16 protein-coding genes and 4 pseudogenes are annotated in these 22,863 nt (G+C 46.0%); 4 read left to right on the forward strand and 16 right to left on the reverse strand.

Annotated features, from left to right (window positions below; translation table 11 throughout):
- Window positions 1–94: 94 nt before the first annotated feature.
- The 10 genes and pseudogenes from QUB61_RS13750 to lpxC form a co-directional block, all read right to left on the reverse strand.
- A pseudogene (locus QUB61_RS13750) lies at window positions 95–410 on the reverse strand (IS4 family transposase); the annotation flags it as partial.
- A 127-nt stretch (window positions 411–537) separates the two neighbouring features.
- A pseudogene (locus QUB61_RS13755) lies at window positions 538–1,545 on the reverse strand (transposase); the annotation flags it as partial.
- 652 nt (window positions 1,546–2,197) lie between these two features.
- A complete protein-coding gene (locus QUB61_RS13760; protein WP_333129214.1) occupies window positions 2,198–2,542 on the reverse strand; it encodes a phospholipid-binding protein in 345 nt (114 codons plus the stop codon).
- 707 nt (window positions 2,543–3,249) lie between these two features.
- Window positions 3,250–4,512, reverse strand: coding sequence for a DNA cytosine methyltransferase (locus QUB61_RS13765; RefSeq protein WP_333129216.1), 1,263 nt, complete (start codon window positions 4,510–4,512; stop codon window positions 3,250–3,252).
- Between the two features lie 23 nt (window positions 4,513–4,535).
- A complete protein-coding gene (lpxB, locus tag QUB61_RS13770; protein WP_333129219.1) occupies window positions 4,536–5,708 on the reverse strand; it encodes a lipid-A-disaccharide synthase in 1,173 nt (390 codons plus the stop codon).
- A 73-nt stretch (window positions 5,709–5,781) separates the two neighbouring features.
- A pseudogene (locus QUB61_RS13775) lies at window positions 5,782–6,189 on the reverse strand (RNA-guided endonuclease IscB); the annotation flags it as partial.
- Between the two features lie 125 nt (window positions 6,190–6,314).
- Window positions 6,315–7,178: pseudogene (gene iscB, locus QUB61_RS13780) on the reverse strand (RNA-guided endonuclease IscB); the annotation flags it as partial.
- Between the two features lie 250 nt (window positions 7,179–7,428).
- Complete coding sequence (gene lpxA, locus QUB61_RS13785) at window positions 7,429–8,223, reverse strand: acyl-ACP--UDP-N-acetylglucosamine O-acyltransferase (RefSeq protein ID WP_333129221.1); 795 nt, start codon at window positions 8,221–8,223, stop codon at window positions 7,429–7,431.
- Between the two features lie 241 nt (window positions 8,224–8,464).
- Entirely contained in the window at window positions 8,465–8,986 is a 522-nt protein-coding gene (fabZ, locus tag QUB61_RS13790) for a 3-hydroxyacyl-ACP dehydratase FabZ (RefSeq protein WP_333129223.1), read from the reverse strand.
- A 153-nt stretch (window positions 8,987–9,139) separates the two neighbouring features.
- Window positions 9,140–9,979: a UDP-3-O-acyl-N-acetylglucosamine deacetylase gene (gene lpxC, locus QUB61_RS13795; RefSeq protein WP_333129225.1), complete on the reverse strand. Its 840-nt coding sequence runs from the start codon at window positions 9,977–9,979 to the stop codon at window positions 9,140–9,142.
- Between lpxC and QUB61_RS13800 the strand changes: the two genes are divergently transcribed.
- Window positions 9,971–10,102, forward strand: coding sequence for a hypothetical protein (locus QUB61_RS13800; RefSeq protein ID WP_333129227.1), 132 nt, complete (start codon window positions 9,971–9,973; stop codon window positions 10,100–10,102). The genes lpxC and QUB61_RS13800 overlap by 9 nt on opposite strands.
- 173 nt (window positions 10,103–10,275) lie before the next feature.
- On the opposite strand, the gene QUB61_RS13805 is transcribed toward QUB61_RS13800, so the two are convergent.
- A complete protein-coding gene (locus QUB61_RS13805; protein WP_333129229.1) occupies window positions 10,276–12,657 on the reverse strand; it encodes a BamA/TamA family outer membrane protein in 2,382 nt (793 codons plus the stop codon).
- A gap of 814 nt (window positions 12,658–13,471) precedes the next feature.
- The gene (locus tag QUB61_RS13820; RefSeq protein ID WP_333129231.1) at window positions 13,472–13,624 is read right to left on the reverse strand and encodes a hypothetical protein; all 153 of its coding nucleotides are present in this window, start codon (window positions 13,622–13,624) and stop codon (window positions 13,472–13,474) included.
- A 287-nt stretch (window positions 13,625–13,911) separates the two neighbouring features.
- Here QUB61_RS13820 and QUB61_RS13825 point away from each other — a divergent pair, with 287 nt between their 5' ends.
- A complete protein-coding gene (locus tag QUB61_RS13825; protein WP_333129233.1) occupies window positions 13,912–14,343 on the forward strand; it encodes a hypothetical protein in 432 nt (143 codons plus the stop codon).
- Window positions 14,327–14,980 carry a transposase gene (locus QUB61_RS13830; RefSeq protein WP_333129235.1) on the forward strand — a complete coding sequence of 218 codons (654 nt, stop codon included), beginning with the start codon at window positions 14,327–14,329 and terminating at the stop codon, window positions 14,978–14,980. Before QUB61_RS13825 ends, QUB61_RS13830 begins: the two co-directional genes overlap by 17 nt.
- A gap of 29 nt (window positions 14,981–15,009) precedes the next feature.
- Here QUB61_RS13830 and QUB61_RS39900 read toward each other — a convergent pair whose 3' ends face one another.
- Together QUB61_RS39900 and QUB61_RS39905 are read right to left on the reverse strand one after the other, a co-directional pair.
- Entirely contained in the window at window positions 15,010–15,477 is a 468-nt protein-coding gene (locus QUB61_RS39900; RefSeq protein WP_445300240.1) for a hypothetical protein, read from the reverse strand.
- A gap of 51 nt (window positions 15,478–15,528) precedes the next feature.
- Window positions 15,529–15,858, reverse strand: a complete 330-nt coding sequence (locus QUB61_RS39905; RefSeq protein WP_445300241.1) for an RRXRR domain-containing protein — start codon at window positions 15,856–15,858, stop codon at window positions 15,529–15,531.
- A gap of 255 nt (window positions 15,859–16,113) precedes the next feature.
- Here QUB61_RS39905 and QUB61_RS13840 point away from each other — a divergent pair, with 255 nt between their 5' ends.
- On the forward strand, window positions 16,114–16,392 hold the full coding sequence (locus QUB61_RS13840) for a hypothetical protein (protein WP_333189996.1): 279 nt from the start codon (window positions 16,114–16,116) through the stop codon (window positions 16,390–16,392).
- 319 nt (window positions 16,393–16,711) lie between these two features.
- Here QUB61_RS13840 and QUB61_RS13845 read toward each other — a convergent pair whose 3' ends face one another.
- Together QUB61_RS13845 and QUB61_RS13850 are read right to left on the reverse strand one after the other, a co-directional pair.
- The gene (locus tag QUB61_RS13845; RefSeq protein WP_333129239.1) at window positions 16,712–19,534 is read right to left on the reverse strand and encodes a substrate-binding domain-containing protein; all 2,823 of its coding nucleotides are present in this window, start codon (window positions 19,532–19,534) and stop codon (window positions 16,712–16,714) included.
- A gap of 227 nt (window positions 19,535–19,761) precedes the next feature.
- Window positions 19,762–22,863: hypothetical protein (locus QUB61_RS13850; RefSeq protein WP_333189998.1), on the reverse strand; the 3,102-nt coding region annotated here is incomplete at its 5' end.

The raw sequence follows: 22,863 nt of genomic DNA on the forward strand, positions 1-22,863 counted from the left end.
TGGTAACAAGTTAAGCCTGTATGGCAGTGGTCAAGGGGATTCCAGAAGATGCCTCTGGCGAAAAATTGGTCAGAGCCGAGCCATTGGTAACAAGTTAAGCCTGTATGGCAGTGGTCAAGGGGATTCCAGAAGATGCCTCTGGCGAAAAATTGGTCAGAGCCTCCGGGTCGATGGGGAAACGGCGCCACAATTAACTTAATATGGGGTTTACGTTGTTGTTTAACAATACCTAAATCGTGATTTTCTGGTGCCACGAAATACTCGATTGGGTCGGTTGCCTTACGATTTTGATCGGCTACATAAAAATGGTAAAGACCACAGTAAATCATTTCTAATGAAAAGGAATCTATTGGCTCATAGAGTGAGTCAGCAACAGTATCACCTCAATCCACCCAGACAGCATAAAATAGACCTCTTGCAAAAATAATTAGGACGGGATCTTCGGCCCATCCCACAAGAAAAAATAACTCTTGTGGGATGGGCCGAAGATCCCGTCCCATCAATTGAGGAAAAGGATTTTTGCAAGAGGTCTAATAACCAAGCCCCCCAAATAGGGCTCTGAATGCCGTTGAGAGAACCCCTCCACAAATAACTTAAGCCCCAGAGTCTTTGGACGGTATTAAAAGCATCTTCAATTCTCCAACGTCTTCGATATAAATCTGCCACGACCTAGGGAGGCAATACATAAGGGTCAAGTACACTTGTCAAATAAGAATGCCAAATCTTACCCGCAGGAACTTCAATCATACCTCAGGTGATAAATGGAGTTTTTGAAGTTCCTGACCCCAGAGGTATTAGACTATCTCTGGGCTCGTAACTATTGCTAAATACTTGCTCGCATTTAAGTGATGCTCCTTTTTTAAATCGAGTAATAAAGTGAATCTCTTGTTCAATTAATAGACGCCAAAAGCTAAAATTATCGCATCCTCTATCCAGTAAGAGTAAAGTTTTCGCTGCCACTAATTGTCGGATATTTTTGTCAAGGTTAATATCCGAAGCTCCCTTGATTTTCAAGAAATCTGCCTCTCGACGGGTAGCCTGGTCATTAAATCTATGACTGTTGCCATTTTTCCTGCCAACTGCCCTTGTTGTAAATCTTCTAGGCTTTTGAGCTGACCAAACAATGCTGAGAGCGTCGCAGCTCTCTACTATCCCTATTCGGGAAAACTTTCCCAGTGTAAATTGAATGCTTTCTGGTAGAGGTCGTTGATTTCTTTTCTACCAAGCAGTTTTTAAACTCGGTAATAAATTTGTCAAGACTTGCTCAAATAATTCGGCGGGAAAACTTAAAAATCCTTGAGACATTGCTTGTCGAGTGACGGTCTGGCCTCTACACCACAAACAATCTTCTCACCGCTAGCATTCTTGTGAGTTCTGTAACTCCTTTTCCTCTGGCCACAGCAGAGTTAATACCGCTGCTACCATCAACGGTAAGTTGAGAATTCTAGCTCTTAACCCCAGTGGGCGCTAGTAATTTTCTTGTGAGGTGATAGTCGGTGTTAGTAATGCTTCTAGTTGTGAGGCTATTACCTCCTCTTCCACCATTAGCCTGTGAGTTTTTTTGGGCGCGGTCGCGGTTGGTTTTTCCGCTAGCACCCCTGTTTGCTTACCTACACAATTGCTCAATTACTCGTCAATTCTATCGTTTTATAATACCAAATCCGGGGAACGTTACCCCTGATGATGACCCTGCCGAAACTTCACTCGCTTCTGTGCTTTCAAAAAACAGAACCTTTGAGGTAAATGTTCAAGAAAAACTGTCACCAACTTCAATAAATGCAGCTCGCTTGAGGGGTTGTAAACAAGTGAATATTCTCCCTCGCTAGCTGAGGTGTCTCTCGCCCGAGCCTGTGGCTCCTTTTGGGTGCGGTTTTCATAAATTAGAGGTAATTAACCCGGATTTGGTATGACCTAATTTTCTCGCGAACCTGTGAAAACTATTTGACAATTTATTGATAATTATCATCGCCTCAGTTAGGCTAGCTGGCTTTGGGCGGACTAGCCCAACCTTTCCCGTTTTTTGATTATAATTATTACTGAAGAATTTTTACACAAAGAGGTATTGACAAAATCTACTCATTTTTAACTTGTTACCAATGGGGGGAGAGGGCAGGAAAAAACCCGCCGTAGCGGGTTTAATCGAGCTTTTGACTACTTCGAGCCGCACCCGGAGGGAAACTGCTTCGCTTGGGAAGAACTACCCGACTGTCACCTGATCGGTTTGCACGTTTGTTGCGCCTTCTTCAGCAGAGGCGATCGCCACCAACTTGTCGAGAATTTCCTGACTCGCAACTTGACCTTTGAGAACAACCGTGCTGCTGAGCTGAGCAACCCAAACAGTATCGATATCAGCAACTTCTGGATCGGCGTCAAAAGCTAAAGCAACCCGCTTCGCCAAGCCGCTTTCGTCAAAAATTCCCTCAGGGCCGACTTTAGCAGGATCGATGGAATTCGCTTGGGCTGCTTCCTGTACTACTTGTGCCATCGGTTGAGCCTGCTCTTGAGGCTTCTCGAGTCCGAACAGTCTTTTAAACCAACCCATAGTATTTGAGTCTCCTGAAAATACACTTTTTCCAAGATAGCTCTAGAATTCCCCAAGACTGGTAATTGTTGCAAAACTCAGCGAAATTTATCAAAATGTTTTGCCGGAAGACTTTCACAATCTAAAATTTTTAATGGTATCTAGATGTTGATGTTGCTATTTGATGTATAGGACGATCGCTACCCCACCGATAGCAGGCGCGCAGTCGAAGTAGTTCCCACTCTCACCTTGAAAAAACTGCACAGCGGGTCGGAATACCTTCCCGGTTTGTCTAACTACCGGGGACATCTCGTGCCGATCGTAGACCCGTCCCAAATGATATAGGAACTGCGGCCCGCGCTTACTTCGGGGTAGTCCTGTATAAGTAGCGATCCGATTTGATGTAATATCAATTCCGGTTGCACCGGAATTCTAGTTGACTGTTGACTGTTGACTGTTGAAGGAGGGGTGGAAAAACTGACGGGGTAGTTGAGTATTGACTGTTGATTCGATTTTACAATTCCGATGCTAGCGGAGTTGATATAACCCGCTGTTTATAAGGAGATGAAAAGCAAAAATCACTACTTATTTACCAATTCCCAATTACAGATATAGCAATCCTAAATCATTTGTGAATTTCTTACTCCCTCCCCGAACTCGCGGGGAGGGTTGGGGTGGGGTAAAAAATTTACGACTCCTGCAAGGATTGTTATAATTAAATCTAATTCTTAACTTTTTAGATAATATTGTTCTGCTTCCGACCAATTCAGTTTAAGCAACGAATCATCTCCCCATGTCAGCTTGAGACTCGGCTTAATTGCTTTCACGCCCAAAGCGCTAATAATCTGCGCTGCTACAACTTTCGCCAATCGCGGTGGTACAGAATTTCCGACTTGGCGAAAACCGTGCCATTTTGTGACGTGAAATCTAAACCAGTCAGGATAGGAATGCAGCCGCGCAGCTTCTCTGACTGTAATGCACCGAGGGGCGATCGGGTGAATCGGCCTCGGCGAAGTATAAGCCCCCCTCGCCCTGTCAGTTCCGGCCCTGAGAGTGTTGCAAACTCCCTCGGGATGCAGCTTGTAAAAACGGCTGATCGGCTCTTTTTCGCCGTGTTTGGCAGCATGAAACCTTTCCATACATTCCTGAGAATGTTTAGTTCGCAAACTACAAGAGAGGATTTGTCGATCGTACTCGCGATCGTAGGAATAATCATCATCCAAACCATCGATTCCGCGCATTATACTCGCATAAGTGCTGCACTTTCCGTACTCCGCGATTACCCAATCTCGATCCAGCAACTCGCTGTAGTTATCCACTTCCGGCAAATCTCCAATCGCATCCCAAACTGTCGGGACAGCAGGTAAATTAACTTTTTTATAGCGTTGAGGAACTTTTATTTTCGGCAGTATAGTAGTTGGCTGAGGGTATTTTGGCAGCTCAAAATCTTTTTTGCAGCCAATCAGAAATAATCGTTTGCGAGCTTGCGGCACTCCGTAGTTAACGGCGTTGAGAACTTGATAGTTTTCTTCTACTTTATAGCCGGCTTCCAGAAAAGAGCTAATTAAAATATTCAGAAGTTCTTTGTGTTCTCCTGAGGCAATTCCCGGCACATTTTCCATTACGAAAAACTTGGGTTTTAGCTCCAAAACTAAGCGCTGAAAGTGAAAAATTAGAGAATTTCGCGGGTCGTCCACATCGCGCTTGCCCATCATCGAGAATCCTTGACAGGGCGAACCGCTGATTACTACGTCAATCTCGCGGCGCCCGATCGCCGATTTTTTCCGAATTTCCGAGCCCCTAAGCTGTGCCACATCTTGGCACAAAATAGAACACATCGGGAAATTAAACTGGTGTGTGGCGCAGTGGACTGGGTCAATTTCGACTGAGGCAAGTACGTCAAACCCTGCTTGTTCAAAGCCCAGTGTCATGCCGCCCGCGCCTGCAAATAAATCAACAGCGATCGGTCGCTTTTTCCGATTGCTTGGCATAACATTTCAATAACAAAGTTGCTTTAATTTGCTCTATTTAATTTAACATTTTTCATTATTTCCGCAGCCGCGCGATCGCACACGCCCACATCTCCGAGACTTTCGCGCATTTCCCGATAACCTGCCAAAGTTTGCTGGCGCAGATCGGCATTTTGCAGCAATTCCAGTGCATGGTTCACTATATTTTCCGCAGTAGCGTCGTCTTGCAGCAACTCAGGGACGATCGGCTTCATTTGCACCAAATTGGGCGGAGACATAAAAGGAATCGAAAATTTCAGCACGTGGCGAGCAATAATCGCCGTAATCGGACTGACGCGGTAAGCGACAACTTGCGGAACGTCGAGCAAAGCTAGCTCCAGATTAACAGTACCAGATTTAGTGAGGGCCAGATCGGCAGCAGCCAAGATTTCCAGAGTTTGATTTTCTAACAAAGTAGCCCGCAAACCGTAATTCTCGATCGCCTGTGCGATTTTGCTGCGGAAAGCTTGATTAGCAAGCGGAATCCAAAAATGAACTTCCGGCAATTTAGCTTGAATAATTTGAGCGGCCTCAAATATGACAGGCATCAGGTACTTGAGTTCTTGGTGTCTGGAAGCGGGAATTAGGGCGATCGACACCTGTTCCGGCACAATTCCCAAAGTTTTGCGGGCAACTTCCCGGCAGGGCGCCGATTGCATTCTATCCACCAAAGGATGACCAACCCAACTCACTTGAGATCCTTTTTCTCGATAATAACGAGCTTCCTCTGGGAAAATTGCCAAAAGTTGGTCGCAAATATTGACAATCAGATCGGTATTGCGAGGAGAAATCGACCAAACCCATTCTTGAGGTGCGATGTACCAAACCACCGGCAAATCCGGCAAACAGCGGCGGATGTAGCTGCCAATACCGAGATTTGGAGTCAAATAATCAATCAATACAACCGCATCGGGGGGGAAGTTTTTTAGATATTGTTTAGCTTTTTGCTGAACTTTGATCGTTGGCCAAATATAGGGTACAGATTCTATAATACCCATAGAACCAATGCCCGAAGTATCGCCTAAAATAGTAGCACCAGCTTCCGCCATACGATGGCCGCCCAATCCTGTTATTTCTAACTCCAAACCAGCCGTGACAGCGTGACGTTTTAAGGCTGCAACTAACAAAGCTCCTTGCAAATCGCCAGAAACCTCACCAGTGCTGATAAAAATTTTCATCTGTCTTCCCCCTTGGAGACCCCCACGCTCACCTGTACTCAGGTCAGTGGTGGGAGGAAAAGGGGAGCCCGGTTTATGCTGCATACGAATAACCATCCTTTCTGTGAATAATTGAACAATATTTGTGGCTAACTCCCGACACCAATTCTGATGCGGAAATATTAAACGAACCACTTGTTCTAACGGCAACACGCCCAACGTATTTACCAACTTTCTTACCAGAAGTAACGATTGCTTTGACAATATCTCCAGTTTGAAAACCTTTAACAAACTTAAGTCGGGGAACATAGCGACATGGAAATCCAAACTTATCAGTACGACATATTTGACGTGTCCCATGTCCAGTAGCTTTAATTAACAACGGTTTGCTTGTTAAAATTTCCAACGATTCAACTTTCCCTACACAAGCTGCATCTAGCCAGTGAGTTTTAGCTAGATTTAATCGAGTGCGATTGAACTTTGTTAAGCCGCCACTGCCAGTAAGCTGTGTTGCATCTAGATTGCCTCTGGTATTAGAGAGGGAGAGGGGGTGAAGGGGAGAGGGGGAGAGGATTTGACGATTTTTGATCGGGACTCGAAATATACAATTTAAATGCACAACAGCTTAGAAACAGGCAAACCAGTCATACTAAGCCGATTGAATAATGCCCAACGAGTTGAATTGACTGCTGGATCGTCTTTCAAAGGACGCTTTGCTTGAGATAAAACCCGTTTCAAGACCTCTGGCTTTTTAGATAGGAATTGCTCAATATTTTGAGTTCCTTTCTTGATATTGCACTTTTCACAAGCAAGGCAAAGATTAGAAATCCGATTAGAACCACCCTTAGCTTTGGAATGAATATGTTCGACTTGTAATGGTGTATTTGTAACACCACAGTAAGCACACTTTCTGTCCCACTTGTTGAGCAAGTATTCCCGAACTTCGTAGCCACACAAAACGCCTTGTTGGTACTCAATTCCAGAAACTTCCGGGTTTTCTAATTGTTGTAAGTCAAACCGTACAAGTTCTTGAGCAATAGAAACAATGGGGGCAACTTTCATCAATTTATTTACCCATGTTAGAGTTGTTTCAACGCGGTGTTGCAAACTTGGGGCTAGCCAACCTTTAAGGCGAGTTCTATTTAGGAATCTAGCTGGACGATAGCGAGTATGGCGACTTCTCCGGACTCTACGTAATGAACGACGCGATTCAAGGCTGGCTTTAATAGCTTGACCTCGGTGAGTCAGTTCGGCACCAAAGATTACTTTTTCTCCTTGCAGTAATGCGAACCCAGTGGTTTGAGAACCCGGGTCTATTTTGAGAGTAATTGGTTTTTGGGTTGCTGTTACCTCTACCTTGAGAATTAGTGTGAATGGATACCTTTTAAAAACAGCGGCTTTGCCATTAGTTAGCAATTTACGAGCCATTCCTAGGTGGATTGGATTGAGCGGTCGTTTTTGGGTATCTAGTACAAAAACAAAGTTAGACATTTTAAGTCCTCCCTTTCGGGGTAATGTTAGCTTCGTCAATGTTTAAGGTCGGTAACTATCTTAAAAGCACTGGCTTAACCCTTACACCTGTTTAACTTTTAAGTTCTAGAGCAGAGAACTAGCAACGCATTCTCTGGTAGGTACTTTAACACTTGCCTTAAACGTAGTGATTTAACACGCTTGACTGGTCAACTCGGCAATTTCTGTGCCCCCACTATATCGGTACTCCGATTAGTGGTGGGTGGTTGACTCACTTCTTGCCTGGAATCAAACCGCGCCGCCCTGTGGTTATAGACTGCTGCATAAATCTCCGCAGGTGCTGCAAATGGGGGTTTTCCTGCAACAAATCCAACTGTTCCAAAGCTTGATTGAGAGTGTAGCCAGAACGGTATAGAATACGAAAAGTTTTCTTCAAAACTAGCAAATCTTCTGGGGTAAAACCGGCGCGTTCGAGACCTACTTTGTTGATTGCTCGCACTCTCGAAGGATTCCCCTCGACTAGCATATAAGGAGGTACGTCTCGATCGATCCTGCTCAAGCCGCCCACCATAGACAAGCGGCCGATGTGGACAAACTGATGAACGCCCAAAACACCGCTCAATCGGGCTTGAGACTCGATTTTAACGTGTCCGGCTAAGGCTACAGCATTGGCGATAATTACTCGATCGGCGATCGCGCAATTGTGTCCCACATGAACATAAGCCATCAATAGATTATGATTGCCAATTGTCGTGCTTTCCCCCGCTCCAGTAGCGCGGTTAATTGTCACATATTCCCGAATCAGATTGCTGTCGCCAATTTTCACCCTAGTCGCAGAACCCTCGTATTTCAAATCTTGAGGTTCCAAACCAATCGCCGCACCGGGGAAAATTTGATTGCGAGCGCCTATTTCTGTTAGCCCGTCGATAATTGCATGAGCGCCAATCTTAGTTTCCGGCCCGATTTTCACTCTTTCCCCAATTACAGCATAAGCTCCCACTTCTACAGTCGGGTGAAGTTCAGCACCGGGATGAATCACAGCAGTTGGGTGAATCAAAGTAAGCATTTGTCTGTTTTTTTGCTGGTAAGTGGGAAGGAAGTTCGGCAACGCGCAGTGTAAGGGATTGAACCGATTAAACGAATTTAACGGATGGATGTTGACGGAAGACGGAAGGAAGAAGTCAAGCGTGAAGAAGGATGTTTTTAAATTTTCAGATTGCTTCATTCCGAGGAAGGCTGCGCGGTTTTAATTTAAATTCAAAACTCACAACTCAAAACTACCTGCAAGCCCTCACCAATTCCCAAATTTAATCTACCATCGAAAACGTCAATTCTCCTTCACAAACTTTTTGTCCGTCTACTTCCGCCAGAGCCTGGATTTTTGCGAAGCGACGGCGTTTTACCCACAGCAATTCTACAGTCATCAGCAACTGATCGCCCGGTACAACCTGACGGCGGAACTTGACTTTATCAATTCCGGTAAACATCCACAATCCTTGCTCTATGTCTGGCAACTGAGCGAGAACAATACCGCCAACTTGAGCCATCGCTTCGACAATTAATACGCCAGGCATAATCGGCCTTCCGGGAAAATGCCCTTGAAAATGTGGTTCGTTGAAAGTCACATTTTTAATTCCTACAGCCTTTTCGGACTGCACGTAATCAACAATCTTGTCAACCAGTGCAAAAGGATAGCGATGAGGCAATAATTTCTGAATTTCTTCGAGAGTAAAAGTAGATTTAACCGCTGGAGAATCCTCACCGTTTTCGGTGGGAAGGGATTCAGAATTAGCAGTATTGACGGTGTTAACTTCAGTCAGCGTGGACATTACTTGAAGACTTTTGAGTGTGGTATGGCAGAAGGAAGAAGGAAGAAGGAAGAAGGAAGAAGGAAGAAGGAAGAAGGAAGAAGGAAGAAGGAAGAAGGAAGAAGGAAGATGCAATCTTAACAGATTACCTGTTTTTTCCTAACTTTTCTCTAGCTACGCTAGAGCTTCCGATTTCAGGACTTGGGCAAGTTGGACGTGCAGGTTGTGACTGGCTTTGTAAGCCAAGTAGTGAGCTTTTGGCCAAGTTCCTAGCAGGCTGAGGTCGCCTACTAAGTCTAAGATTTTATGGCGCACCGGTTCGTTTGCAAATCTCAAGGGCGGGTTGAGCCAGCCGGAGCGATCGCAAACTAGGGCGTTTTCTAGGGTACCACCTTTGATCAAACCTGCTTGTCGCAATTGGTCAACTTGGCGAGCAAGTCCAAAAGTGCGGGCAGGGGCGATCGCCGTCGCAAAACTTTCTGCCTCTGGCGACCAACTGTACCATTGATTGCCGATCGCCTGTTCCTCAAAATCAATTCCGTAACTAAACCGAGTTTCCGCTGACGGTAAAGCCGCGGCAAAAGCATCCCCGTGACGCACCCAAATAGGCTGTTCTAGGACGCAGGAGAGAGTGGGGTCTTGCTTCGATTCTTGAGGAACTAAGCCGGTATCGGCGATCGCCTCTACCCAAACCTGAGCCGAACCGTCCAGCAGCGGCACTTCCGGCCCATCAACCTCAATTCGAGCATTATCCGCTCCCATCCCCGCCAAAGCGGCTAATAGATGCTCTACAGTGCGAATTTGAGCATCGATACCTGCCAGTTCAGTGGAAAGTGCAGTCTGACAAACAGCCTCAATTTTTGCAGGAATTATCGGAGCACCGGGCAAGTCTATTCTGACAAAATAGCGGCCTTCCCCAACCGACGCCGGCAAAACTCGGACGCGAGTTTGTTCGCCGCTGTGCAAACCGATTCCCGACAGTTCAAATTCAGATTTTAAGGTACGTTGAGTCATTTGGAAGAAGGAAGAAGGAAGAAGGAAGAAGGAAGAAGGAAGAAGGAAGAAGGAAGAGGGAAGAAGGAAGAGGGAACATGGAAGAGGGAACATGGAAGAGGGAAGAGGGAAGATGGAAGTTAACCGTAGGCCGATCGGCCCGGCGCACCTTAGACATGATTCGTAGGGTGGGCCCAGGCGCAGCTTAGCAATTAGCAATTAGCAATTACCCATTACCCCTTACCCCTTACCCCTTACCCCTTACCCCTTACTCCTAACTAATGACTAATGACTGCTGACTAATGACTCTTCGTTAATTAGAATCGCTCACCAATCCCAAAGTGAATTTGATTGTCGCCGGTGTCGTTGATACCGTAATCGATGCGGATCGGTCCTAAAGGAGATTGAATCCGCACGCCGAGGCCGTAACCGTAACCGCTACCCGGCTTTCCGCGGATACCGGCAGGGTCGCCCGGGACATCATCGCCCGTGCCCAAGTCGGTGCCAGCATCCAAAAATAGCGCTCCGCCGAGAAACGAAATAATCGGGAAACGGTACTCAACGCTGGCTTCTAGGAAGCTGCGGCCGGCTCCCATGTCGCCTTCGTCGTATCCGCGCACCGAGTTGGCGCCGCCCAAGGCAAAGGCTTCGTAGGGAGGCAAATCTCCGAATACGGTGCCGCCTCTAAAACTGAATGCCAGGGTTTGAGGGCCGGGGGTAAAGTTAGTGTACCTGACTGGTAGGTAAAAGCTGTAGCTGGCCCGCAGGCGGTTTAACAGGATGTTGCCGGAACCGACAGGAATCGATTGTTCCATCCCAAACCTGAGCAGGGAACCGCTAGTGGGGCGGAGGGGGTCGTTGCGCCGATCGCGCACAACACCTGCTTGCAGTGTTGTCAAGTCGTCGGAGCCGGAATCGCTAAAACTTAACAGGTTGCCGAGTTCGTCCCGGGATTCGCGACGGCCTTTGCGATCGGTAATTGAGACTCGCTGGTACTGCAAGCCGAGTGAAGCAGTCCACTCAGAATCGGCAAAAGGATTCGGCGACAGGGGACGGGTGAAATTGATGCCGGCACCGGTGCGGACGATGCGGGGTCGATCCTCGTTGGGCAATCTGACTTCCCGTTCGCCGCCGTCAAAAATCACGCTGATCGATCGTCTTCTAAAAACATTAGCGGTGAAAGAAGTGCGGTAAGGATCGCCCGCAATCCAGGGGTCAGTAAAACTCAGGTCAAACAGCGTTTGGCGTTCGCCGATTTGTACTTCAGCCCCCAATTTCTGGTTCCTACCGCCCAAGTTTTGCTGCTGGTAACTCACAGTACCGAACAAACCCGTCGCGGAACTCAAACCCGCACCAGCCGCCAGAGAACCAGTATTTTTCTCGATGACGTTGACAATTACCCTTGCCTTGCGGGGGTCAGTCGTTCCCGGTTCCAAGGCAAGCCGCACGTCTTCAAAAATTCCCAAACCAAACACCCGTCTCAAATCTCTTTCCGCCTTGGTGCGGTTAAAGATGTCTCCGGGCTTGAGTTCTACTTCGCGGGTGACGACAAAGCGGCGGGTGTTGCCTCCGATCGGCTGACCCGTGGCATCTGTTGCCTCTCCCTCCTTGTTCAGGAAGCGGACATCAACGGATTCGATCTGGCCTTCTGCCACTACCAGGGTGACTGTACCGTCGTCTCCTACTTGCGGGGCATCAGTGATTTGGCCCAAAACATAGCCGTTCTCTTGATACCAGGCATTAATTTTTTTCACTCCCTCCTCAAAGCGGCGGAGGTTGAGAATTTGGCCGTACTGATCGCGGAAGCTTTCGTCAATTACGCTTTGGGGCAGCACTTGCTGGCCGGTGATTGTCACTCCCTGCAGCACCGGATTTGGCTGCACAATAAAAGTCACCCGGACGCCCAACGGGGTGTCTTCCGGTACTGCCCGCACGTTTCTGAAAAAGCCCGTGGCAAAAATGGCGTTGATGTCTTGTTGCAGTTGGCTGCGGTTGGTCGTGCGTCCCGGTTGGGTGGTGATGACTCCGTAAATCTCGCGTTCCAAGTCTGCCGTCGCCCCGGTGACGGTAACTTCTGCAACTAGCACTTGGGGTTCGGCAGGCCCGGCGGGTGCGGGGGTTGCTCCCGGCTGCGGTACTCGACCAGGGGGCAATGGGGGAACGGTGTTAGCCGGCGGTTCCGTCGGGGCCGGTCTGGGGGTAACTTGGGCGTTTTGAGCGATCGCCCCGGATTCATCTGGTTTCCCTAGCTCTGCTGCGGTCCAGGCGGGCGTTACAGCCGAGGGCTCGGGGGGGAGCGGGCTGCCCAGTTGCGCCTCTGGCAGGGCGTTTTGGCTGCTAGAGGCAGGGGAGGGGTTGGATGCTAGCTCGGGTTTGAGTTGAAGCTCCGAAGGCGAAACCGGGGAGGGCGGCTCTGTGACTAGGTTTGGGGGTTCGCGGTCGTTTCCTCCTCTGGCAGGGGCCTCCGCTATTTTTAGGGCTTCCCCTTTGCTGGTTTTACCGGCTTTGCGGTTTTGAGGAGGATTTTGGGTTAATTCTGGAATGGGGCGATCGGGTAATTCGATCGACGGGGCGGGGGTAACGGCGGCCAAAGTTTCCTCTGCTGATTCAGAGTAGGATGTTTGGCCGGAAGCAGAATTTGATAACCCGAATGTTGCTGAGGCAGTAAAAACTGCCACCAATACAGCAGATAAGCGCATTTTTCTTCACTTTTTTAGGCAATCCACACAGCACATTAGCCATCAGTCATCAGTCCTTAGTCATTAGTCATTAAGTCGGGTGAATTAGCTATCTCCCACTAACTGATGACTGTTGACTGCTGATTGCTGACTAGGAATAATGGCAACAAACTGTGCAATTATGACACTCCTGGGCCCCAAGGCGTGAGGATTCTTAGTTCAGCGATCGGACTTAAATTAAGAGCGTTGCCGCACTTAACTAGCGAGATCCCATCTCCCTAAGCGTTTACGCTACCCTTGTAGCAAGGTTCCGGTATGCCCTACCGTACCTATCCCGCGATGCGAGGATCTTAATTGCGGCGTTAGGATCTCTGTCCATCTCACAACCGCACTTACATATATGCGATCGGGTGGACAGGCTCTTTTTAACGATCGTCCCACCTAACATGCAGCAAGGGGGCGGACGCTATAACCGAGGCGGATATATCGAGCACAGCCAGTACCGCCAATAGTAAGCGCGTCTGGGGAATTGCCCCCAAAGAATAAATTGCCCGATAGGGCATCCTTGTTTTCAGAATGTATATTCATAGCCATCAGCCTGGTGAATGGTTTTCAAATACTTTGGATGCACGTCAAAACTTTTACTTTCTGCAGTTAGCTTGAAACTTGGTTTGAAACGAATGGCAATTCGACCTGTGTAAGTTCCGACGTACTTTCCGGTTAAGACATTGGCTTTTACAAAAGACTTAGCGGGAGCGTGAAAGCCCAACAGAAGCAGGCACGTAGTGCCGTCCTTCGTGCTTCAGACAGGGGATGAAACGCGACACGGCAGGTTTTAACCTGCTGTTTCCCTTTCTTTTTCGAGTGCCAGACTATCAATCCACTCTTCAATCAAAGCAGTGATATTTTTATCTTTTTGAGCTGCATATAAATAAAGCTTATTTCTCCTACGCTCGGAGCAGCGTATTGTTAATATTTTTCCTTTCATTTTGCACATATATTGTTAGTATCAAATGTTAGGATATATCAAGGAGGTGAACTTAATGTATGGATGCCAACAAAATCTAATTAATCCAAATACGGAGTTAAAAGCAGTCCTTGAGTTTATTTGCTCGGAGTCGCACAAGTTAACAAATTGTGGTATCTATTATGCTCGCCAGTTGTATTTCAAGACAGGCAAGTTGATTGGTAAGTACGACTTAGAGAAGGAATACAAAAACAATAAACACTACCAAGTTCTACATTCTCGCTTCAGCACAACAGATATTAAGGTCTGTGGCTGAGTCGTTTAAATCTTTTAAGGAGCTAGGCAAAAAGTACAGTAAGGGAGAATTGCATTTCAAGCCCAAGCTACCCAAATACCGTAAAGGTAATGGTTATGCCCTAGTAACTTATCCCAAGCAGGCATTAAAGCTTGTGGGCAGTAACATTAAAATCCCTTTAGGTAATACAGTGAAGCGTTGGTTTAAGCTTGATAGCTTCACAATTCCAATGCCTTCTAATTTGAAGTTTGCCGAAATAAAGGAATTGCGGATACTTCCAAGAAATCAGTGTTTTTATGCTGAGTTTGTCTCCGAAAAAGATTCAGCAACCAGATACTATGTTAACCCAAGCAACGCACTAGCAATAGACCCTGGCATTAATAATTGGTTGAGTTGTGTTTCCAATGTTGGAACAAGTTTCATTGTCGATGGACGCTCTCGTTAAAAGCCTTAATCAGTGGTACAACAAGCGTGTTGCCACACTCAAGGAAGGTAAACCGCAAGGCTACTGGGATGAACAGCTTGCCCACATAACGGAAAAACGCAATCGACAGATGCGGGATGCTGTGAACAAAGCAACCAGATTAGTTGTAGACCACTGCATTAAACATCAGATTGGTACAGTTATTTTTGGCTGGAATCAAGGACAAAGACAAAAAGCAACACTTGGGAAAACGACTCAATCTTTTGTTCTAATCCCCACTGCGAAACTCAAGCAAAGAGTTAAGCAATTGTGCGAGTATCATGGCATTGAGTTGGTTGAAGCAGAGGAATCCTATACCAGCAAAGCTAGTTTCCTAGACGGTGATTTTTTGCCTACTTTCGGCGCAAAACGTGAAGGGTGGACACCAAGCGGGAAACGAGTCAAGCGCGGTATGTATCGCACTGGTACAGGAAAATTCATCAACGCTGATTTGAATTGCGCCGCAAACATTCTCAAAAAAGTAGAGACACAATTAGGCTTGTGCCTAGTCAAGGTCTGTAGGCAAGTTTTGACCCTTGCTACCAGATTTCGCATCTGGGAAACCAAAACTAAAAAGCGGAAGGAAGTGGCTTTAGCCCGAACTGTAGCAACAGTTTAGAATCCCTGTGGCTTTAGCCCAGGGAGAGGTCAATAAATCTCCAGTTTGAAATCCCATGAAAAACTTTTGGCTGGGGCATGACGAATCGGAAACCCATAACGGTCAGTGCCGCAACGTTGTCTTTTTCCGTGCCCTTTTGCTTTGATAATCAAGGGGTTAATTCCATTAAGGAGAAGTCGTTCGGGTGTTGACTTACCAACACAAGCCGCGTCAGCCCAATGAGTCTTCTCAATGCCCCTGGTTTTCCGATTGAACTTTGTTCGACCTCCTGTTCCTACTTCTACGGGCAATCCAGTTGCCATTCGCTTTCTATACAATTCCCAACGAGTAGCATTGACAGCAGCAGCGTCTTTAAGAAGAGCTTTAGCTTGAGCCAACACACGCTTAAGAACTTCCAGCTTTTTCTTCAGAAACTCCTCAATCGGCTTGTTTCCTTTAGCTTGATTGCAGGAATGGCAGCTAAGGCAAAGGTTGCTGACTCTGTTGGAACCTCCCATACTCCGAGCAAGGATATGCTCTATCTCGAATGGGACATTCTCGACACAGCATTAGGCGCATTTTCTGTTCCATTTTTGGAGTAAATACTCTTTAACCTCGAAGCCGAATAGCTCACCTCTTTGATACTCGACTCCGCTAATTTCGAGAGTCTGTATCTGTTGCAGGTCAAAGCGCACTAATTCTTGAGAAATTGCGGCAATTGGACAAAGTTTCCTAATTCGCCTAATCCTGGTTTCAATGTTGGCGATTCGGCTCTCAAGAGATTGAGGCAACCATCCGGCTCTACGGGTTCTGTTCAAGAAACGAGTCTTACGGTAACGGGTCTTGCGGTTACGGCAACCTCTTCTTAATGCCCTGCGAGACTCTAGGGAGTTTTTAATTTGCTGTCCGGGCGTGCGAGATTTCTAAGGCGTTTGTGACACGTCCAGTCTCTTCTTGAACAACAGCAATCCCAGTGGTTTTACCAGGGCTATTTCATTCTTGAGAGAAGGGTGATAAGCAGAAGCTATATTCCTTCAAATTGTTTTGAGTAATGACCCAACTTGCAATTGTTGAAGCCTTCAATGTTCCGAGATTGCAAGACAGGAGGTTATAATCTAGAAGGGAGTGGTTTAAGGGAAGACAGACTGATTAAGATGATTCTGTTAATGGCGATTGTCTACACTTCGGCCATATTTCAAGGCACTGAAATTCAGAAAAAGCAGGTACAAAAATATGTATCTCGCCGCTCCCAAGCGAGAAAAAAATACCGAAGACGGAGTACATTTGGCGTTGGTAAGGATGGAGAGCAGTGGGTTGATTATCTCGATCGGCATTCATTAGAAATTCAAGATTTAATGAAGTTAACTCGAAATAAACGTCGCTTTTATCAACAGGGTATACGGGCTGCAACCCTTATTCGGTCTATCTCCTAAACCTCTTTGTCACCCCCCCAGCTTCGATGTCGCTCCATTTAACAGCATTCGTTCTCAATTTAAATCGTTGAGAGGGAATGGGTAATGGGTAATGGGCATTGGGAATAAGAGATTCTTTCCACACCCCATGACGGCAGATGCGTGACTGTCGGCATCCCCGACGGCAGGTGCTTCAACCGAGGGAACCTCCCTTCTCCTTCGGAGACGCTTCGCGAACGGGTTCGCCACTTCGACGGGACGGAAACCGACACCGCCGAGTGGACTCACCGCAACGCACTGCCTCCCCCATGCCCCATTCCCAATTCCCAATTCCCAATTACTAAGGTTGCTGCTTGCGATCTATCGAGATAGGTTGGAACGGCTTGAATGTGTTGATGTCCACGCAAGCGGTACCATCCAGCTTAGTTCTGAGTTCAGCGCTGAAAGTGACTAGCTGCTCGACAAGAACCTCACGATCGCTTAAGCAACCTTTGATTACCATGAGTTCTCCCAGAGTCCACTCATAGAGATGTCTGTCTGCGTTGTTGATGATTGCAGTCAGTTCGTTCTTGGTTCTCAAGATTTGGTTGACAAGCTCGTCCACCTTGATGTCGATCAAATTCGCGACCCGGATGTTGAACGTGTCTCTGTCGCCTATTATGTCGATCAGTTCATCGACGTGCTGTGTAACCAGACTTATGAATGTCTGATTCCACTCGTTGCGGACATTCTCAATCTTGATGTCAATATCTCTGTAGACGTTATTAATCTTGTTGTTAATTTCCGTACTATTGGCAACCAAGTTGACAATCTCGTGGTTAACTTCACTGTTGTTGATTACATTTTGCTGTAAGCGTCGGTCGATGTACTGATTTAATCCCTCATTGTTATTGACAATGTTCTGGGTAATCACAGAGATGTAATTTCGTACCTTTTGCTCATAGGTGCTGTCGATTTGCTGGCTGACGTAGTTATTAAGCTCAGTATTGTTATTGACAATCTTCTGAGTAATGACTCTGTTGAATGTGTCTGTGCCGCCGATGATGTTGCTCAGTTCATCGACATGCTGTCTAACCAGATTGATGAATGTCCGATTCCATTCGTTGCGGAGATTCTCAATCTTGTTGTTAATTTCCGTACTATTGGCAACCAAGTTGACAATCGAGTTGTTAACTTTACTGTTGTTGATTACATTTTGCTGTAAGCGTTGGTCGAAGTAATGATTTAATCCCTCATTGTTATTGACAATGTTCTGAGTAATCAGATGCAAGTTATGTTGTACCTTTTGCTCATAAGTGTTGTCAATTTGCTGGCTGACATAATGTTCAAGCTCAGTATTATTGTTGACAAGCTTCTGAGTAATGACTCTGTTGAATGTGTCTGTGCCGCCGATGATGTTGCTCAGTTCATCGACATGCTGTGCAGCCAGATTGATAAATGTCCGATTCCATTCGTTGCGGAGATTCTCAATCTTGTTGTTAATTTCCGTACTGTTGGAAACCAAGTTGACAATCGAGTTGTTAACTTCACTGTTGTTGGTTACAGTCTGCTGTAAGCGCTGGTCGATGTACCGATTTAATTCCTCATTGTTATTGACAATGTTCTGAGTAATCAGATGCAAGTTATTTTGTACCTTTTGCTCATAAGTGTTGTCAATTTGCTGGCTGATGTAGTGGTTAAGTTCAGCATTATTATTGACAAGCTTCTGAGTAATTACTCTGTTGAATGACTCTCGGCTACCTATTGTGTTGATTACTTCATCTCCGTGCTGTGTAACCAGACTCATAAAAGTCCGATTCCAATCGTTGTGGAGGTTCTCAATCTTGTTGTTAATTTCAGTATTTTTGGCAACCAAGTTCTCAATCTTGTTATTAATTTCAGTTCTTCTGTCTCGACGTTCCTTAAGTAACCACCAAAGTAATCCTAGTAAAGGAATTCCTGCTAGCAAGAGAAGCCACCACCAGGGAAATCCTTGCTCGGTTGGCTCACCAGTAGATGTAGGTACAAGCGCAGTTTGACCATTAGGTGCAGGACTGGGAGAAGAACCAGTGGCTACTCCTGACGTTCCTGAAGTTGAAGCACTCGTTATAGCTTGACGCACTGCTTCAGCTTCCTGCTGTTTGGCATCTGCTAAAATTTCCTGTCCCGGTGCTGAAGTTGTAAAGCCCACAAAGGCAAGCGTTCCTGGAGTGGCAGTTTCCTGTCGATAGACATAGCCCCGAGGTTGGGAGTAGGGATAACGGGGGTTCGAGGGCAGGGTTTTGTAAATGGGAAGGACCCGGACATTCGGCAAGTTGAGTACTTGATCTGCGATCGCATAACTGATTCCATTCTTGCCGAGTTCCTGCACAATGCTTGCAGTGTCGTCTTGGGACAGCGTGGTTGTGTTAGCTCCATTCTTAAACGGCGCTTTTTTGAAGACATCGTAGGTGCCGAGCGCTCGCCGCGTCTCCCCCCACTCTGGATGGTCAATAAATCGAATCTTACCAGGAGCGCCTCCTAACTGTGACCAGTTTGCGATCTCCCCTCGAAATATCTTCGCGAACTCAACGAAGGTGAGGTTTTTCTTAATCTTAAATGGATTGTCAGAACCTACAATAATCGCGATCTTCTCCCGACTAACAGGAATGGCAACGAGTCCCTGAGCCTTCTCCTTATCCGTGAGTGGGCGTCCAACCGCTGCCATATCGATGTCACCTCGCAGCAGTGCTGCTAATGCTGCATCCGTTCCACCTGATGCCAGTTCAACTTTAGTGCCCGGAAACTTTTCTTCAAACCCTTTTCCCAATGCTTCGTTAATGACCCTCATGCTGCTGGAGCCATCCACTGTCACTTTTGTCCCACTTGGTAGTGATTTAGGAAGTGGGAAAGAGGGACTTGGACTGTTAGATTGGGCTTTGGTGCCCGGAAACTTCTCTTGAGACCGTTTTCTCAATGGTTCCTTAATGACCCTCATGCTGCCGGAGCCATCCGCTTTCAATATTGTCCCACTTGGTAGTGATTTAGAAAGTGGGAAAGAGGGGCTTGGACTGTTAGATTGGGCAACGACAGGAGAAAGCATCAATGGGAAAGATGCCACTAGCGAGTGAGTAGCTGTCAGACCTAGCACTACCACCACAATCTTCACGAACGTTTTCTTAGAGCCTTTTTTAGAGCGAAACATCTTAATTGACCTCACTCTTGAGATTAGTATGACGTTGCATTAGTTTCATTTTTAAGTTTTCCTTTTTTAGTAAAGGACGGGCAAAATGCCCGTCCCACAATCAAATCATGTAATTCTCATTATTAACCTCCTGGCTACTATTGCGGTTGCACGGGTGACAGTTTGATGCAGTTCTTCAAAGTGGCAATTACATTGCCTTGCTCAGACAAAGCGCAGTTATGAACCGATTACTGCTTCGGCTCAATCATAGGTTTGAACGGCTGGAAAGAGTTAATGTCCACGCAGGCTGTTCCATCCAGCTTGGTTCTGAGTTGAGCGTTGAAAGTGACTAACGTCTCCACAAGAACCTCACGGTCGGTTAAGCAGCCTTTGATTGCTATGAGTTCTCCCAGAGTCCACTCATAGAGATGTCTGTCTGCGTTGTTGATGATTGCAATCAGTTCGCTCTTGGTTCTCAAGATTTGGTTGACAAGCTCGTCCACCTTGATGTTGATCAAATTCGCGACCCGGATGTTGAACGTGTCTCTGTCGCCTATTATGTTGATCAGTTCATCGACGTGCTGTGTAACCAGACTTATGAATGTCTGATTCCACTCGTTGCGGACATTCTCAATCTTGATGTCAATATCTCTGTAGACGTTGTTAATCTTGTTGTTAATTTCCGTACTGTTGGCAACCAAGTTGACAATCTCGGTGTTAACTTCACTGTTGTTGATTACATTTTGCTGCAAGCGTCGGTCGATGTACTGATTTAATCCCTCATTGTTATTGACAATGTTCTGGGTAATCACAGAGATGTAATTTCGTACCTTTTGCTCATAGGTGCTGTCGATTTGCTGGCTGACGTAGTTATTAAGCTCAGTATTGTTATTGACAATCTTCTGAGTAATGACTCTGTTGAATGTGTCTGTGCCACCGATGATGTTGCTCAGTTCATCGACATGCTGTGTAGCCAGATTGAGGAATGTCCGATTCCATTCGTTGCGGAGATTCTCAATCTTGTTGTTAATTTCCGTACTGTTGGCAACGACGTTGACCAGCTCGTTGTTAACTTCACTGTTGGTTACAGTCTGCTGTAAGCGTCGGTCGATGTACTGATTTAATTCCTCATTGTTATTGACAATGTTCTGAGTAATCAGATGCAAGTTATTTTGCACCTTTTGCTCATAAGTGTTGTCAATTTGCTGGCTGACGTACTGTTCAAGCTCAGTATTATTGTTGACAAGCTTCTGAGTAATGACTCTGTTGAATGTGTCTGTGCCGCCGATGATGTTGCTCAGTTCATCCACATGCTGTGTAGCCAGATTGAGGAATGTCCGATTCCATTCGTTGCGGAGATTCTCAATCTTGTTGTTAATTTCCGTACTGTTGGCAACGACGTTGACAAACTCGTTGTTAACTTCACTGTTTGTTACAGTCTGCTGTAAGCGCTGGTCGATGTACCGATTTAATTCCTCATTGTTATTGACAATGTTCTGAGTAATCAGATGCAAGTTATTTTGTACCTTTTGCTCATAAGTGTTGTCAATTTGCTGGCTGACGTACTGTTCGAGCTCAGTATTATTGTTGACAAGCTTCTGAGTAATGACTCTGTTGAATGTGTCTGTGCCGCCGATGATGTTGCTCAGTTCATCGACATGCTGTGTAGCCAGATTGAGGAATGTCCCATTCCATTCGTTGCGGAGATTCTCAATCTTGTTGTTAATTTCCGTACTGTTGGAAACCAAGTTGACAATCGAGTTGTTAACTTCACTGTTGTCGGTTACAGTCTGCTGTAAGCGCTGGTCGATGTACCGATTTAATTCCTCATTGTTATTGACAATGTTCTGAGTAATCAGATGCAAGTTATTTTGCACCTTTTGCTCATAAGTGTTGTCAATTTGCTGGCTGACGTACTGTTCAAGCTCAGTATTATTGTTGACAAGCTTCTGAGTAATGACTCTGTTGAATGTGTCTGTGCCGCCGATGATGTTGCTCAGTTCATCCACATGCTGTGTAGCCAGATTGAGGAATGTCCGATTCCATTCGTTGCGGAGATTCTCAATCTTGTTGTTAATTTCCGTACTGTTGGCAACGACGTTGACAAACTCGTTGTTAACTTCACTGTTTGTTACAGTCTGCTGTAAGCGTCGGTCGATGTACCGATTTAATTCCTCATTGTTATTGACAATGTTCTGAGTAATCAGATGCAAGTTATTTTGCACCTTTTGCTCATAAGTGTTGTCAATTTGCTGGCTGACGTACTGTTCAAGCTCAGTATTATTGTTGACAAGCTTCTGAGTAATGACTCTGTTGAATGTGTCTGTGCCGCCGATGATGTTGCTTAGTTCATCGACATGCTGTGTAGCCAGATTGATGAATGTCCCATTCCATTCGTTGCGGAGATTCTCAATCTTGTTGTTAATTGCCGTACTGTTGGCAACCAAGTTGACAATCGAGTTGTTAACTTCACTGTTGTTGGTTACAGTCTCCTGCAAGCGCTGGTCGATGTACCGATTTAATTCCTCATTGTTATTGACAATGTTCTGAGTAATCAGATGCAAGTTATTTTGTACCTTTTGCTCATAAGTGTTGTCAATTTGCTGGTTGACGTACTGATTAAGATCAGTATTATCATTGACAAGATTCTGAGTAATTAGGTTGATGTTATTGCGTATCTTTTGCTCAAAGGAGGAGTCGATTTGCCCATCGACATGCCGATCGATGTACTGGTTGAGTTCCTGCTTATTGACAAGGTTGTTGATAATTAATCCGAGGTTGCTACGTATCTTTTGCTCGAAGGCTGAGTCGATTTGCTGATTGACTTGCTGGTCGATGTACTGGTTGAGTTCCTGCTTGCGTAGAAGGTTGTTGATAATTAATCCGATGTTGTTACGTATCTTTTGCTCAAAGGTTTGGTCAACGTACTGGTTGATCTGTTGGTTAATTTTGTTCGATATCTCAACGTTGATCCTATTTTCCACTAGCTTGTCTAAGTAGCTAGACCAGCCTTGCAATTGCTGGTTCAGACTAAACTCCATCTGCTGTGTATAGGCATCCATCGTGAACCTGACCTTCGCTACTTCTATAGCCAGGTTCTTGAATTGCTTCTCGTAGTTCTTGAGGAGCCATTGTTCGAGCTGCTCCCAATACTGACCTTCCAGTTTCACATCGTTTTCATCTATCACTTTCATAGATGCATTAATCTGCTGTAACTGCTCCTCCCACTTCTTCTTTAACTCGTCTTCGTTAAAGCGGAAGGTGAACTGTGTCGAGCTGCTGGCACCGACTGGTTCACGACTGGTAGATCCACCTGTGCCTTGAACATTTGTAACAGTCTCTGAGCTGCT

This window comes from Microcoleus sp. C2D2, assembly GCF_036702495.1.
Lineage (GTDB): Bacteria > Cyanobacteriota > Cyanobacteriia > Cyanobacteriales > Microcoleaceae > Microcoleus.